Annotated in this window: 17 protein-coding genes; 12 read left to right on the forward strand and 5 right to left on the reverse strand. The window is 67.9% G+C overall.

Annotated elements, in window-relative coordinates:
* The first annotated feature begins 89 nt into the window (after window positions 1-89).
* The 5 genes from ACFWF1_RS16945 (at window position 90) to hisH (ending at window position 5545) form a co-directional block, all read left to right on the forward strand.
* Complete coding sequence (locus ACFWF1_RS16945; RefSeq protein WP_379289342.1) at window positions 90-1670, forward strand: protein kinase; 1581 nt, start codon at window positions 90-92, stop codon at window positions 1668-1670.
* Between the two features lie 137 nt (window positions 1671-1807).
* Window positions 1808-3145 (forward strand): histidinol dehydrogenase, encoded by a 1338-nt coding sequence (hisD, locus tag ACFWF1_RS16950; RefSeq protein WP_379289344.1) that lies wholly within the window; start codon window positions 1808-1810, stop codon window positions 3143-3145.
* Complete coding sequence (locus ACFWF1_RS16955) at window positions 3142-4275, forward strand: histidinol-phosphate transaminase (RefSeq protein ID WP_379289346.1); 1134 nt, start codon at window positions 3142-3144, stop codon at window positions 4273-4275. The genes hisD and ACFWF1_RS16955 overlap by 4 nt, the downstream gene beginning before the upstream one ends.
* 20 nt (window positions 4276-4295) lie before the next feature.
* Window positions 4296-4913 carry an imidazoleglycerol-phosphate dehydratase HisB gene (gene hisB / locus ACFWF1_RS16960; protein ID WP_379289507.1) on the forward strand — a complete coding sequence of 206 codons (618 nt, stop codon included), beginning with the start codon at window positions 4296-4298 and terminating at the stop codon, window positions 4911-4913.
* Complete coding sequence (gene hisH, locus ACFWF1_RS16965; RefSeq protein WP_379289348.1) at window positions 4910-5545, forward strand: imidazole glycerol phosphate synthase subunit HisH; 636 nt, start codon at window positions 4910-4912, stop codon at window positions 5543-5545. The genes hisB and hisH overlap by 4 nt, the downstream gene beginning before the upstream one ends.
* Before the next feature lie 11 nt (window positions 5546-5556).
* Here the strand turns inward: hisH and ACFWF1_RS16970 are convergent, their stop codons facing one another.
* The gene (locus ACFWF1_RS16970) at window positions 5557-6018 is read right to left on the reverse strand and encodes a hypothetical protein (protein WP_379289350.1); all 462 of its coding nucleotides are present in this window, start codon (window positions 6016-6018) and stop codon (window positions 5557-5559) included.
* A 247-nt stretch (window positions 6019-6265) separates the two neighbouring features.
* Entirely contained in the window at window positions 6266-6730 is a 465-nt protein-coding gene (locus tag ACFWF1_RS16975; RefSeq protein WP_379289351.1) for a nuclear transport factor 2 family protein, read from the reverse strand.
* A gap of 97 nt (window positions 6731-6827) precedes the next feature.
* Between ACFWF1_RS16975 and ACFWF1_RS16980 the strand changes: the two genes are divergently transcribed.
* From ACFWF1_RS16980 to ACFWF1_RS17000, 5 genes are all read left to right on the forward strand, one after another.
* Window positions 6828-7268 (forward strand): MarR family transcriptional regulator, encoded by a 441-nt coding sequence (locus tag ACFWF1_RS16980; RefSeq protein WP_357391322.1) that lies wholly within the window; start codon window positions 6828-6830, stop codon window positions 7266-7268.
* Window positions 7269-7330: 62 nt separating this feature from the next.
* Complete coding sequence (gene priA, locus ACFWF1_RS16985) at window positions 7331-8062, forward strand: bifunctional 1-(5-phosphoribosyl)-5-((5-phosphoribosylamino)methylideneamino)imidazole-4-carboxamide isomerase/phosphoribosylanthranilate isomerase PriA (RefSeq protein ID WP_379289353.1); 732 nt, start codon at window positions 7331-7333, stop codon at window positions 8060-8062.
* Complete coding sequence (locus ACFWF1_RS16990; RefSeq protein WP_379289354.1) at window positions 8059-8859, forward strand: inositol monophosphatase family protein; 801 nt, start codon at window positions 8059-8061, stop codon at window positions 8857-8859. Before priA ends, ACFWF1_RS16990 begins: the two co-directional genes overlap by 4 nt.
* Before the next feature lie 4 nt (window positions 8860-8863).
* The gene (gene hisF, locus ACFWF1_RS16995) at window positions 8864-9637 is read left to right on the forward strand and encodes an imidazole glycerol phosphate synthase subunit HisF (RefSeq protein WP_379289356.1); all 774 of its coding nucleotides are present in this window, start codon (window positions 8864-8866) and stop codon (window positions 9635-9637) included.
* Between the two features lie 465 nt (window positions 9638-10102).
* On the forward strand, window positions 10103-11041 hold the full coding sequence (locus ACFWF1_RS17000; RefSeq protein ID WP_379289357.1) for a TIGR03564 family F420-dependent LLM class oxidoreductase: 939 nt from the start codon (window positions 10103-10105) through the stop codon (window positions 11039-11041).
* Between the two features lie 77 nt (window positions 11042-11118).
* Here the strand turns inward: ACFWF1_RS17000 and ACFWF1_RS17005 are convergent, their stop codons facing one another.
* Entirely contained in the window at window positions 11119-11439 is a 321-nt protein-coding gene (locus tag ACFWF1_RS17005) for a DMT family transporter (RefSeq protein WP_379289358.1), read from the reverse strand.
* Window positions 11440-11474: 35 nt separating this feature from the next.
* Window positions 11475-11825, reverse strand: a complete 351-nt coding sequence (locus ACFWF1_RS17010; RefSeq protein WP_379289359.1) for a DMT family transporter — start codon at window positions 11823-11825, stop codon at window positions 11475-11477.
* Window positions 11826-11899: 74 nt separating this feature from the next.
* On the opposite strand from ACFWF1_RS17010, the gene ACFWF1_RS17015 reads away from it, so the two are divergent.
* Both ACFWF1_RS17015 and hisI read left to right on the forward strand, forming a co-directional pair.
* Window positions 11900-12316: a MarR family winged helix-turn-helix transcriptional regulator gene (locus ACFWF1_RS17015; protein WP_379289361.1), complete on the forward strand. Its 417-nt coding sequence runs from the start codon at window positions 11900-11902 to the stop codon at window positions 12314-12316.
* Between the two features lie 16 nt (window positions 12317-12332).
* On the forward strand, window positions 12333-12680 hold the full coding sequence (hisI, locus tag ACFWF1_RS17020; RefSeq protein WP_357391328.1) for a phosphoribosyl-AMP cyclohydrolase: 348 nt from the start codon (window positions 12333-12335) through the stop codon (window positions 12678-12680).
* Window position 12681: 1 nt separating this feature from the next.
* Here hisI and ACFWF1_RS17025 read toward each other — a convergent pair whose 3' ends face one another.
* The gene (locus tag ACFWF1_RS17025; RefSeq protein ID WP_357391329.1) at window positions 12682-13122 is read right to left on the reverse strand and encodes a MarR family transcriptional regulator; all 441 of its coding nucleotides are present in this window, start codon (window positions 13120-13122) and stop codon (window positions 12682-12684) included.
* Window positions 13123-13295 lie beyond the last annotated feature (173 nt).

The following is a 13295-nucleotide window of genomic DNA, read 5'->3' on the forward strand; positions in this document are numbered from 1 at the left end:
ACACTCGTCCCCGGACCGCGTCTGTAAGCAATAAGCGGGATGTCACGATTTCGAGAAGGTTCGGAGTAGGCGCCATCGATACCGGTCAGTTGATCGCGGAGCATTACCGCCTGGTCGAGCGGATTGGTAGCGGCGGCACAGGTGTAGTTTGGCGTGCCATCGACGAGCGTCTGCAACGCTCGGTGGCCGTCAAGCAGATCCACATCAAGCCGAGCCTCCCCGAGGCCGAGCGTGACGTGGTGCGCCAGCGCGCCATTCGGGAGGCGCGCAATGCCGCCCGATTCCAGCATCCGAACGCCATCGTCGTGTTCGACATCACCGAGCATCAGGGTGATCCCTGCCTGGTGATGGAGTACCTGAAGTCCAACAGCCTGGCCGGCGTGCTGTCCGCGCAGGGCCCGCTGCCGTTGACGCAGGTCGCGCGGATCGGCGAGCAGGTCGCCTCGGCGCTGATCGCCGCGCACGACGCGGGCATCGTGCACCGGGATGTGAAGCCGGGCAACATCTTGCTCGACGACCACGGCACCGTGAAGATCACCGACTTCGGTATCTCCCGTGCCGCAGGCGATGTCACGCTCACCGAAACCGGCCTGATCTGCGGCACCGCCGCCTATCTCGCGCCGGAGATGGCGCGCGGCGCCGACCCGACCCCCGCCTCGGACGTATTCGCCTTGGGGGCAACGCTTTTCCACGCACTGGAGGGCGAGCCGCCGTACGGCGCGAACGCCAACCCGCTCGCGGTGCTCTACGCCGCCGCCAACGGCCAGGTCAGCGAGCCGCGAAACGCCGGTCCCGCAACGGATTTCCTGCTCGACCTGCTGAGCCCGGAACCGCAGGACCGGCCGACCATGCGCGCGGCCCTGGACCACCTGGCCGCGTTCGCCGACTCCGGCCCCGCCCCGGTGGCCGCCGGATTCGTGCCCGCCAGTGAGGCTTTCGTGCGCCGCCGGAACGGGGCGCCCGAATCCGCGACACGCGCACTGCGTCCGTCGGCGGTGTCCGCACCGGTGCATCAGCCGACCGAGCGTCAGCCGCGTCCGCAGAAGCAGGCCCCCCGCCCGCAGCACGCGCCGCGACGGCCCGCGCAGTCGAACACCGCGACCCACCCGCGCACCCAGGCCCAGCCGCGACCGGTGCCGCGTAAGTCCGGTGGCAAGAGCAAGGCCATCATGATCGGCGCCGCGATCGGCGCGGTCGTGGCGGTGGCCGCGATTCTCATCGGCGCGTTGAGTCAGAAGGACTCGAATTCGCCGACGGTACAGGCGGGTCCGCCGTCGACGAGCTCGGCGACCGGTGGCCCGAGTGCTGCCGCACCGTCCGGCACGCCGGGCAAGACCACCAGCGATGGCAGCAAGGTCACCGAGCAACCCGCGGGTGCGCTCGTGAAGAAGTTCTACGACGACGCAAGCGGATCGTGGTCCATCCTGTCGCCGGCCGCACAGAAGATCTACGGCACGGAGACGGCGTTCCGGCAGTACTGGGATCTGCACACCGTCGAAAACTTCACCAGTATCCGGGCGGCAGGCCCCAACAACCCGGACGGCTCGCTCGATATCAAGCTGGCCAGCCTCATCGTCGACGGCCAGGACCAGCCGGTCACCCTGCGAGTGATCAGCTCCGGTGGAAAGCTGCTCCTCGACAGCGATACCCGCTTCCCCAACCTTTCCTGAACGGGCTCGACGCATCGCAGCGCGAGCCGCTGATGTCTGGTTGGACACCGTGCGGATAACGGCTGGCGTCGGCCTACTAGGCTGGTAGCTGCAACTTTCCTGTTGCGGATTCGGCTGAGGACAAGGATCGACACCACATGACTACCCGCATCGAGCTCGCCCGCGTTGATCTGCGCGGTCGCACTCCCTCCGTTGCCGAGCTGCGCGCCGCGCTGCCGCGCGGGGGAGTCGACGTGGACTCGGTGCTGCATCATGTGCGACCGGTGGTCGAGGCGATCCGGGATCGCGGCGTCGCGGCGGCGCAGGAGTACAGCGAGCAGTTCGACGGGGTGAGCCCGGCGACGGTGCGCGTGCCTGCGGCCGAGCTGGAAAAGGCGCTGACCGAGCTGGATCCTGCCGTGCGTGCGGCGCTCGAGGAATCCATCGCCAGAGCACGGAAGGTGCACGCCGATCAGCGACGCACCGACAAGACCACCGAGGTGGTGCCCGGCGGCACGGTGACCGAGCGCTGGGTGCCCGTTGAGCGGGTCGGACTGTACGTGCCCGGCGGCAACGCCGTTTACCCGTCCAGCGTGGTCATGAACGTGGTGCCCGCGCAGACCGCGGGCGTCGGCTCGCTGGTGGTGGCCTCGCCGCCGCAGGCGCAGTTCGGTGGCCTGCCGCACCCGACGATCCTGGCCGCCGCGCAGTTGCTCGGCGTGGATGAGGTGTGGGCGGTCGGCGGTGCGCAGGGCGTGGCGCTGCTGTCCTACGGTGGCGTGGACACTGACGGTGCGCAGTTGGAGCCGGTCGATCTGATCACCGGGCCCGGCAATATCTACGTGACCGCTGCCAAGCGCCTGTGCCGCGGCCTGGTCGGCATCGACGCGGAGGCGGGGCCGACCGAGATCGCGATCCTGGCCGACGCGACCGCCGACCCGGTGCACGTGGCGGCGGATCTGATCAGCCAGGCCGAGCACGATGTGCTCGCGGCCAGCGTGCTGGTCACCGACAGCGCCGAGCTGGCCGACGCCGTGGACGCGGCGCTCACCCGGCAGATGGTCGTGGTCAAGCACGCCGACCGGGTGACGGAAGCGTTGCGCGGCAAGCAGTCCGGCACGGTGCTCGTCGACGACATCGCGCAGGGCCTGCGCGTGGTGAACGCCTACGCGGCCGAGCACCTGGAGATCCAGACCGTCGACGCGGCCGCCGTGGCCGCCCGAGTGCGCAGTGCCGGAGCGATTTTCGTCGGCGCGTACGCACCGGTGAGCCTCGGCGACTACTGCGCGGGCTCCAATCACGTGCTGCCGACCGCCGGATGTGCCAGGCACTCCTCGGGTTTGAGCGTGCAGACTTTCCTGCGCGGCATTCACGTGGTCGACTACACCGAGGCGGCGCTGAAGGATGTCGCCGGTCACGTTGTCGCGCTGGCCAATGCCGAGGACCTGCCCGCGCACGGTCAGGCCGTGCAGGCGCGTTTCGAGGCGCTGTCATGAGCAGGCAGGCCACCGTCCCGGGCGCGGATATCAGCCTGGACGACCTACCGTTGCGGGAGAATCTGCGCGGCAAGAAGCCTTACGGCGCACCGCAATTGACGGTGCCCGTGCAGCTGAACACCAACGAGAACCCGCACCCGCCGAGCAAGGCGCTGATCGACGACGTCGCCGAATCCATTCGGATCGCCGCCGCCGACCTGCACCGCTACCCGGACCGGGACGCGGTCGCGCTGCGCAGCGACCTGGCCGAATACCTCAGCGGGCAAACGGGTGTCGCGGTGGACACCGGCAATGTCTGGGCGGCGAACGGTTCCAACGAGATCCTGCAGCAGCTACTGCAGGCCTTCGGCGGACCCGGCCGCAGTGCACTGGGTTTCGTGCCGTCGTACTCGATGCACCCGATCATCTCGGAGGGCATCGACACCGAATGGATCGAGGCCAAGCGCAACGCGGACTTCTCCCTCGACGTCGACTACGCGGTGGCCGCCATCGCGGAGCGTTCGCCGAACGTGGTGTTCGTGACCAGCCCCAATAACCCGACCGGACATAGCATTCCGCAGGATGACCTGGCGCGGATCCTGGAAGCCGCGCCGGGCATCGTGGTGGTCGACGAGGCCTACGGCGAGTTCTCTGCGCAGCCGAGTGCCATCGCCTTGATCGACCGTTTCCCGGCCAAGCTGGTGGTGACCAGGACCATGAGTAAGGCGTTCGCCTTCGCTGGTGGCCGACTCGGCTACCTGATCGCCGCGCCCGCGGTGATCGACGCGATGCTGCTGGTGCGGTTGCCGTACCACCTGTCGGTGGTCACCCAGGCGGCCGCGCGGGCGGCGCTACGGCATGCCGACGAAACCCTCGGCAGCGTCGCACAACTCGCCGCGCAACGCGATCGAGTGGCGGCGGCGCTGGCCGAGCTCGGCTTCGACGTGATCCCCAGCGACGCGAACTTCCTGCTGTTCGGCCGATTCACCGACGCCGCCGCGAGCTGGCAGCGTTACCTGGACCACGGTGTGCTGATCCGCGACGTCGGCATCCCCGGCTACCTGCGCACCACCATCGGTCTGGCCGCGGAGAACGACGAATTCCTGAAGGTCAGCCGAGTCCTGGTCGACACAGACCTGACGCCCCGATGAATCCGCCTGTGGAGGAAGCAATCATGAACCGAACTGCGCGGGTGGAGCGCGTCACCAAAGAGTCCAGCATCGTGGTGGAGCTGGACCTGGACGGCACCGGCAAGACCGAGATCGCCACGGGCGTCCCGTTTTACGACCACATGCTGACCGCGCTCGGCGCGCACGCCAGCTTCGACCTGACCGTGCGGGCCGAGGGCGACACTGAGATCGAGGCGCACCACACGGTGGAGGACACCGCGATCGTGTTCGGCCAGGCGCTGGGAAAGGCGTTGGGCGACAAGGTGGGTATCCGCCGGTTCGGCGACGCCTACATTCCGATGGACGAGACCTTGGCGCACGCCGCGGTCGACGTGTCCGGGCGGCCCTACTGTGTGCACACCGGCGAACCGGAACACCTGCTGCACGCCGTGATTCCCGGCTCCGGCCCCGGCGCACCGTATTCCACGGTGCTGAACCGGCACGTCTTCGAGTCGATCGCGTTGAACGCCCGCATCGCGCTGCACGTGCGCGTGCTGTACGGCCGCGACCAGCACCACGTCACCGAGGCCGAATTCAAGGCGGTGGCACGGGCTTTGCGTGCCGCGGTCGAGCTGGATCCGCGGGTGCAGGGTGTTCCCTCTACGAAGGGGACCTTGTGACTCTGAAATCTGTTGCCCTGCTCGATTACGGCTCGGGCAATCTGCATTCGGCCGAGCGCGCGCTGGTGCGGGCGGGCGCGAAGGTCGAGGTGACCGCCGATCCGGCGATCGCGCTGGCCGCCGACGGCCTCGTGGTGCCCGGTGTCGGCGCCTACGCCGCCTGCATGGCCGGACTGCGAAAGGTGCGGGGCGAGCGGATGATCGGCCAGCGGCTGGCCGGTGGCCGTCCGGTGCTCGGCATCTGCGTCGGCATGCAGATCCTGTTCGAGCGCGGTGTGGAATTCGGCGTGGAGACCGACGGCTGCGCGGAATGGCCTGGCGTGGTGGAACGTTTGTCCGCGCCGGTGCTGCCGCACATGGGGTGGAACACCGTGTCCGCGCCGAGTGACAGCGTGCTGTTCGCGGGCATGGACAAGGACACCCGCTTCTATTTCGTGCACTCCTATGCCGCCCAGACGTGGGATCTTCCGCCCGGTGAGCATTTCGCGACCCCAAAGCTGACCTGGGCCGAGCACGGCGTGCCGTTCCTCGCCGCGGTGGAGAACGGGGCGCTGTCGGCCACCCAGTTCCACCCGGAGAAGTCCGGCGACGCCGGGGCTCAGCTACTGCTCAACTGGGTGCAGGCGCTGTAACCCGAACGGGCCTACTTGGTTTCGGCCCGGTTGACCAGCCAGCGGCCGTTCACGTTCTCGACGGTGCACAGCAGCGACATCTTGATGGTCTTCGGCATGCCGCCGGTCTCGTCGCTGGTCGTCGTGCGCACCACGTCGACGGTCACGTCCGCGCGCGCCTCGTCACCGGAAACGATCCGGCAATCCACCGAATCGACCGTCGCGTGGACGTGACTCGCGGCGGCGTTCGCCTGAATGGCCGGCCGGGCGTCCTCGAACTCCGCCCGGAACGCGCCGGTGGTGATGTCGAGCATCTTGCCCGCGTGCTCGCCGAAATTCGCGTAATCGTAGGTCCCCGCGATGGTGCCGAAATCGCATCCGGCCAGCCGCGCCTCCTCGGGCGGGGCAGCCGCGGCGGTCTGCGCGGTGGCGAGCACCGCGGTGCAGGTGGCGGCCGAAAGCAGGAGCACGGCAGCGAGGGTCGAGCGCGACATACGAGATCCCTAGGGAGAGTACGGAAGCGGCGAACGGAGTGGTCGCCGAGGCGAGACACTACCGGCGATTCCCCGGGAGCGGGGGGCGCCCGGGGGACCTGTTCGACGATCGTGACAAGCACGCCTTCGCCGAGATCGAGCGCGCCGCAATGGAATTCCAGATCGGGGAGGGGTCCGGATCGTGGCGGCGGCGCTGACCGCGCTGGTCTGCTACCGCCGCCGAGTGCTTGCCACGCTGCCCTGAACGTCAGGGGCGGGTGCCGGTGGACCAGAGCGGGGTGGTCTCGACGCGGGACAGTTGCCAGCCCGCCTGCGTGCGGACCGCGTCGAATCGGTAGATCTCGCCGAGGGTGTATTGCGGTTCGGAAATGGTTCCGGTGGCCGGGGCGAAAGTGGCGATCAGGTTCGCTCTGACCTCGGCCTTGTCGTTGTCCAGGTCGATCATCACGTTGCCGATGAAGTGCTGAATTCGCTTGTCGGCGGAGTGATTCCGGCGCGCCTGGGCGGTCAGTGCGGCGCGTCCCTCGGCCTTGCCGCCGGGGGTTTTCGCGGTCGCGTCGGGCGTGTAGAGGGCCTGGAGGTCGTCGAAGCGGCCTTCGTCCAGGGCGCGGCCGAGTCGGTCGACCAATGCGGTGATCTCGTTGCGGTCCAACAACTCTCGCAGCTGCCGTTGGGTGCTGTCTGCGGTCAGGGTCAGGGGCAGTGCGCTCATGGTGTTGCCTTTTCATTTTAAATGTTGGCTAGTCCAACGTTGGTGACACCAACGTTAACATATTGTGGGTGCGACCAACAAGAGTTAGATTGCTGCCATGGAGATCTCGCACGAGGGTGCTCCCGCCAGGCTGCGGGCGCTGCCCACCCGGCTGGTCAATCAAGTTGCCCTCGTCGCCAACCGGGCCACCGAGCGCGCGCTGAACGCCACCGGTTCCCGGCGCTACCACTACGCGCTGCTCGCCGCACTCGGCGAGTTCGGCTCGATCAGCCAGGCCGACCTGGGTAGACGAACGCGCATCGACCGCAGCGACATCGTCGCCACTGTCAACGAGCTGGCCGACCGAGGCTTCGTCGAACGCAGCCCGGACGAAGGCGATCGCAGGCGCAAAATCGTCACCATCACCGACGCGGGCACGGCGCATCTCGCCGAACTCGACGAGCGGCTGGCCGGTGCGCAGGACGAACTGCTCGCCGGTCTCAATCCTGCGGAACGCGCTGAGCTCGTCCGACTGCTGACCCGCATACTCGATCGGTGATGCAGCTCCTATATGCGCAGGCCGGAGACTGGGCGGCGATACGGAACTATTAGGGTGGTTGCGTGAGTCTTGTGCTGCTACCCGCCGTCGACGTTGCCAATGGAGAGGCTGTGCGCCTCGTGCAAGGGGAGGCCGGTAGCGAAACCAACTACGGCTCGCCGCGCGACGCCGCCCTGGAATGGCAGCGCGCGGGTGCGGAGTGGGTGCATCTGGTCGATCTCGACGCGGCGTTCGGGCGCGGCTCGAATCGTGAACTGCTGGCCGGGGTTGTCGGCGAACTCGACGTCAAGGTGGAGCTGTCCGGCGGCATCCGCGACGACGACACCCTGGCGGCCGCACTGGCCACCGGTTGCGCCCGGGTGAACCTCGGCACCGCCGCGCTGGAGGATCCGGTGTGGTGCGCCAAGGCCATCGCCAAGTACGGCGAGCGGGTCGCGGTCGGCCTGGACGTGCGGATCATCGACGGCGAATACCGGCTGCGCGGTCGCGGCTGGGTCAGCGACGGCGGCGACCTCTGGGAGGTCCTGGAGCGCCTGGAACGCGACGGCTGCTCCCGCTACGTGGTCACCGACGTCACCAAGGACGGCACGCTGACCGGCCCGAACCTGGACCTGCTCCGCGAGGTGAGCAACGCCACCGACGCGCCGGTCATCGCCTCGGGTGGCGTCTCCACCATCGCCGACCTGGTCGCGATCGCCGAACTGGTACCCGACGGTGTCGAGGGTTCGATCGTCGGCAAGGCGCTCTACGCGGGCCGGTTCACGCTGCCCGAGGCGCTGGCCGCGGTGAGATGAGCCCGGACCTATCGGCACTGCTCGCTGTCGCCCGCGAGATCCTGGACTCGGTCACCTCACGCTTCATCGAGGGGGTCGGCGCCCCGAGCGCGGTCACCAAGGGCCGCAACGACTTCGCCACCGAACTCGACCTGGAGCTGGAACGCACCATCTCCGCCCAGCTGGAGCGGCGCACCGGAATCAAGGTGCACGGCGAGGAATTCGGCGGACCGCAGCTCGTCTCCGGCACCGCGTGGGTGCTCGATCCGATCGACGGCACCTTCAATTACTCGTCCGGACACGCACTTTCGGGCATGCTGCTCGCGCTGGTGCACGACGGTGAGCCGGTGCTCGGACTGACCTGGCTGCCGCTGCTCGGGCAGCGCTACGCCGCGATCGAAGGCGGCCCGGTCCTGTTGAACGGCCAACCGCTGCCACCGTTGCCGCACGGGAAGCTGGCCGAGGCGATGATCGGGTTCGGCGCGTTCAATGTCGATGCGCGAGGGCGGATCCCGGGGCAGTTCCGCTTCGATCTACTCGGACCGCTCAGTCGGCTCTCCTCCCGGGTGCGGATGCACGGCTCCACCGGCATCGACCTGGCGTTCACCGCGTCCGGCGTGCTCGGCGGGGCCATCGTGTTCGGCCATCATCCGTGGGACAACGCCGCGGGCGTCGCCCTGATCCGCGCCGCGGGTGGCGTGGTCACCGACCTGGCCGGCGCGCCGTGGACCATCACCTCGGGCTCGGTGCTGGCCGCCGCGCCCGGCGTGCACGAGGAGCTGCTCGAAATGATCTGCACGGTGGCCGATGAAGGGTGAGGCAATGACGTTGGCGGTACGCGTGATTCCGTGTCTGGACGTCGACGCGGGCCGGGTGGTCAAGGGCGTGAACTTCGAAAACCTGCGTGACGCAGGCGATCCCGTCGAGCTGGCCGCGACCTACGACGCGCAGGGCGCCGACGAGCTGACCTTCCTCGACGTCACCGCCTCCACCGGCGACCGCGGCACCATGATCGACGTGGTCACCCGCACCGCCGAGCAGATCTTCATTCCGCTCACCGTCGGCGGCGGCGTACGCACCGTCGAGGACGTCGACCGGCTGCTGCGGGCCGGCGCCGACAAGGTCTCGGTCAACACCGCCGCCATCGCCCGGCCCGAGGTGCTGCGCGAGATGTCGGAGCGGTTCGGCTCACAGTGCATCGTGCTGTCCGTCGACGCGCGCACGGTGCCCGCCGGACAGCCCGCCACCCCCTCCGGCTGGGAGGTCACCACCCACGGCGGCAAACGCGGCACCGGCCTCGACGCCATCGAATGGGCAACGCGCGGAGCCGAATTGGGCGTCGGCGAGATCCTGCTCAACTCGATGGACGCCGACGGCACCAAGGCAGGCTTCGACCTCCCGATGATTCGCGCCGTCCGTGCCGCGGTCTCCGTCCCCGTCATCGCCAGCGGCGGCGCGGGCCGCGTCGAACACTTCGCCCCCGCCGTCCAAGCAGGCGCCGACGCAGTCCTGGCCGCCAGCGTCTTCCACTTCGGCGACCTCACCATCGGCCAGGTAAAAAACTCCATGCGCGCCGAACACATCATCGTCCGCTAACCCCACCACCCCTACGCGCCGCGCCCAACTTCGCCCGCCGCGCCCAACTTCGCCGACGATTTCCCACGCAGCGCGAGAATACGCGCGCGGCCTCGGAAGGTACGCAGCCTCGCCGCGCTGCGCACCTCGTGCCCCGCCGCGTACATTTTCGCTCGCCGCGCCCAACTTCGCCCGCTGCGTACGAGTTTGCCAACGATTTCGTGCGCGGCGCGAGATTGTGTGCGCGGCGCTGGCGGTGCGCGGGGATCGTCACGCTGCGTTCTTCGTGGTCTACCGCGCGCAGTTTTGCGTGCTGCGCGTGGTTTTGCGCGCTGCGCATGGGTTTGCGCGCTGCGCATGGGTTTGCCGACGATTTCGTGCGCGGCGGGTGGGGATGTGCGCGGCGTGGTGGGGCGGGGTGGTTGGTGGGCAGCGGGAATCCGCCGTGGGGGAATCTTGTTTGCGTGGGGTCGTGTTGGTTTGGGGATGAGCATCGGTGTTGCGCTGTCCCCGTTCACGCTCGACGTGACCGACAATGCGGTGGATGCCGCTGTCGCCGCTGGTAAGCAAGTCGCGGCGGCGGGGCTTAGTTCGCTGTGGTTCGGTCATACCTTCAGCCATGACAGCATCGTGTTGTCCGCGCTGGTCGGGCGGGAGGTGCCCGAGTTGGAGGTGGGTACCTCGGCGGTGCCGATCTCGGCGCGACATCCGCTGCTGATCGCCAGTCAGGCGCAGACTGCGCAGGCGGCGACGCACGGCAGGTTCACGCTCGGTCTTGCTCTCGGCACGCAGGCGTTCACCGAGCCGGTGTTCGGCGTCACCTTCGACCGGCCGATCGCCCGGCTGCGCGAGTTCTTGACCGCGCTGCGCACCGTACTCGACACCGGCACAGTCGATTTCCATGGCGAGACGCTCACCGCGGTAGCGCCGCTCCCCGCCGCGGTGGCGGGTGCGAAGCCGGCCGTGCCGGTGCTGGTCGCCGCGATGGGACCGCAGGCGCTGCGGGTCACCGGCGAATTCGCCGACGGCACACTGCCTTTCCTGGTGGGCCCGAAGGCGCTGGCCGAGCAGGTCGTCGCACCGATCACCAAGGCCGCTGAGCGAGCGGGCCGACCTGTGCCGCGCATCGTCGCCATGGTTCCCGGGGTCGTCACCGCCGATGTCGAGCGGGCTCGTGCGGCGGCCGAGGAGTCGACCGCGTTCTACAACGACATTCCGTCCTATCAGCGAATCATCGAGCTGTCCGGCGCATCTCGTGCTGCCGACCTCGTCGTCATCGGCGACGAGCAGACCATCGCCGACCGCGTTGCCGAGTACTTCGAGGCAGGCGCCACCGACGTCGTCTTCGCCCTGACCGACCTGACCACCCCTGCCGACGAACAGCGCACCTGGCAACTGCTCGGCGAACTGAACCGCACCGCATAGCAATACGCGAACGACCCGTTCGGCCAGTCTGCCGAGCGGGTCGTTCGCGCGTGAAAGTGCGCTGGAGCGAGGGCGTTTCAGGCTCCCGAGGCCACCTTCAGTAGTACCGCGCCCGCGATGATCGCGGCGAAGGACGCGACCTTGGGCAGGGTGATCTTCTCGTGGTAGACGAGGGCGCCGAGGATGACGGTGCCGATGGCGCCGACACCGGTCCAAATGGTGTATCCGACACCGACATCCAGCGTGCGCAGGGCCAGGCTCAGGGTGAAGATGCCGCCCGCCGCGGCGAGCAGGGTGAAGACCGACGGCCAGAGTTTGGTGAAGCCGTTGGTCGCGTTGGTGCCGAGTGCGAACGCGATCTCGAAGACGATGGCGATGCCGAGGAAGAACCAGGCCATGACGAAAACTCCTGTACGGGTGGTGAAGTGGGGGATCAGGCGGCAACCGGCGTGGCCGCGCGGGTCGCGAGGGTGTCGGCGAGCTTGAGTCCGAGCACGCCGCCGATGATCAGCACGAACGCGAGCACCTTCCAGACGTTGAGCGTCTCGTGGAAGATCACCGTGCCGAGGGTGACGGTGCCGACCGAGCCGATGCCGGTCCAGACCGTGTAGCCCACCCCGACGTCGAGGGTGCGTAGCGCCAGGCTGAGGAAGAAGATGCCGCCCGCCGCGGCCGCGGCGGTGAGCAGGGACGGGCCGAGCACGGTGAATCCGTGCGTGGCATTGGTCGCGAGCGCGAAGACCACTTCGAAAACCGCCGCGATCATCAGGTAGATCCAGGCCATGAGGAACAGCTCCTTTAGTTGTATGTATATGCAACTACCTTGCGTGATGAGAAGTATGCATGTACAAATAAGTGGTGTCAAACAGCGAGCACGACGAGCAGATGTGGAACCGGTTGATCGCCCTGCACGCCCAGGTAGAGGGCAAATTGGCGGCGGCGGTACAGCGCGGGTACGGCCTCGGGCTCTCGGAATTCCGGGCGCTGGGCTTCCTGGCCGAGGCGCCGGACGGCGAGCTGCGGATGCAGGATCTGTCCGCGCGACTCGGTCTGAACCAGAGCTCGGTGACCAGGCTGGTCGGCCGGCTCGACGCCGCCGGACTGGCCTACCGCGACCTGTGTCCCGATGATCGGCGCGGCGTCTACACGGTGATCACCGACAAGGGTCGCGAACGGCACCGCGCGGCCGGCGACACCTACCGCGACACGCTCACCGTCGCGCTCGACGAATCCGACGACGACACCGTGGCCGCCCTGCGTCGCGCCCATGTCTGACTGTTATAACGGTGCTATGACTCTCGATCCCGCCATCGCCACCAGGCTCAAGCGCAACGACGCCGGTCTGGTCGCCGCCGTCGCGCAGGAACGCGGCACCGGCGACGTGCTGATGGTCGCGTGGATGGACGACGAGGCGCTGGCCCGCACGTTGGAAACGCGCAAGGCGACCTACTTTTCGCGTTCGCGTCAGCAGTATTGGGTGAAGGGGGAGACCTCCGGCCACACCCAGTACGTGCACGAGGTCCGGCTCGACTGTGACGGCGACACCATCCTGCTGGTGGTCGATCAAGAGGGCGCGGCGTGCCACACGGGGACGCACACCTGTTTCGACGCCGATGTGCTGCTGGCCGATCCGGCCTGAGCTAGGAGTTCGCGGGCCGATCTTCCTGATCTGTCCCACCGGCTCGGCTCAGCGCATCGGTGAGATGGTCGGCGAGCAGCTCGCTCAGCTCGGCCAGTTGCGCCGTCTGCTCCGGCTCCAAACCGTCGAATACCAAGCGACGCACCGCATCCAGATAACCGGGCGCCGCCTCGATCACCTTGTGGTAGCCGTCGTCTGTCAGTACCGCCTGCACGCCGCGGCGCCCGGCGGTAGCCGAGCGCTCGGCCCAGCCCATCCGCTCCAGCTTCGACACGACGTGCGAAAGTCGTGATAGCGATGCATTTGCCTTGTGGGCGAGGTCACTCATCTGCAGTCGATGGCCCGGTTCCTCGGAAAGCAAGGTTAAAACCCAATACTCGAAATGGGTGACTCCGGATTCGCGCTGTAGCTGGGTATCCAAAGCGCCTGGTAGGCGGGTCATCAACGCGACAATCGCGCGCCAAGCTCGTTGTTCTACGGGGTCGAGCCACTTCGTCACTGTGTGCCTTCTTTCAAGCCAAGTGACGTGGTTTTGTTAGGAAGCCTACCGATTATTGAAAAGCATGTTCACAGTCACCCGTGGCTTTGAGTTTGCCACGACTTCGCTCGCCCGTC

It is taken from the genome of Nocardia sp. NPDC060255 (assembly GCF_042727395.1).
Lineage (GTDB): Bacteria > Actinomycetota > Actinomycetes > Mycobacteriales > Mycobacteriaceae > Nocardia.

What these genes read in the sequence shown, in the direction of transcription:
- ACFWF1_RS16980 (WP_357391322.1), top strand. Translation starts at nt 6,828, where the DNA reads ATGGAGATCTCGCACGAGGGTGCTCCCGCCAGGCTGCGGGCGCTGCCC.
- ACFWF1_RS17000 (WP_379289357.1), top strand. Translation starts at nt 10,103, where the DNA reads ATGAGCATCGGTGTTGCGCTGTCCCCGTTCACGCTCGACGTGACCGAC.
- ACFWF1_RS16970 (WP_379289350.1), bottom strand. Translation starts at nt 6,018, where the DNA reads ATGTCGCGCTCGACCCTCGCTGCCGTGCTCCTGCTTTCGGCCGCCACC.
- ACFWF1_RS17005 (WP_379289358.1), bottom strand. Translation starts at nt 11,439, where the DNA reads ATGGCCTGGTTCTTCCTCGGCATCGCCATCGTCTTCGAGATCGCGTTC.
- hisD (WP_379289344.1), top strand. Translation starts at nt 1,808, where the DNA reads ATGACTACCCGCATCGAGCTCGCCCGCGTTGATCTGCGCGGTCGCACT.
- hisF (WP_379289356.1), top strand. Translation starts at nt 8,864, where the DNA reads ATGACGTTGGCGGTACGCGTGATTCCGTGTCTGGACGTCGACGCGGGC.
- ACFWF1_RS17010 (WP_379289359.1), bottom strand. Translation starts at nt 11,825, where the DNA reads ATGGCCTGGATCTACCTGATGATCGCGGCGGTTTTCGAAGTGGTCTTC.
- ACFWF1_RS16975 (WP_379289351.1), bottom strand. Translation starts at nt 6,730, where the DNA reads ATGAGCGCACTGCCCCTGACCCTGACCGCAGACAGCACCCAACGGCAG.
- ACFWF1_RS16955 (WP_379289346.1), top strand. Translation starts at nt 3,142, where the DNA reads ATGAGCAGGCAGGCCACCGTCCCGGGCGCGGATATCAGCCTGGACGAC.
- hisI (WP_357391328.1), top strand. Translation starts at nt 12,333, where the DNA reads ATGACTCTCGATCCCGCCATCGCCACCAGGCTCAAGCGCAACGACGCC.
- ACFWF1_RS16990 (WP_379289354.1), top strand. Translation starts at nt 8,059, where the DNA reads ATGAGCCCGGACCTATCGGCACTGCTCGCTGTCGCCCGCGAGATCCTG.
- ACFWF1_RS17025 (WP_357391329.1), bottom strand. Translation starts at nt 13,122, where the DNA reads ATGACCCGCCTACCAGGCGCTTTGGATACCCAGCTACAGCGCGAATCC.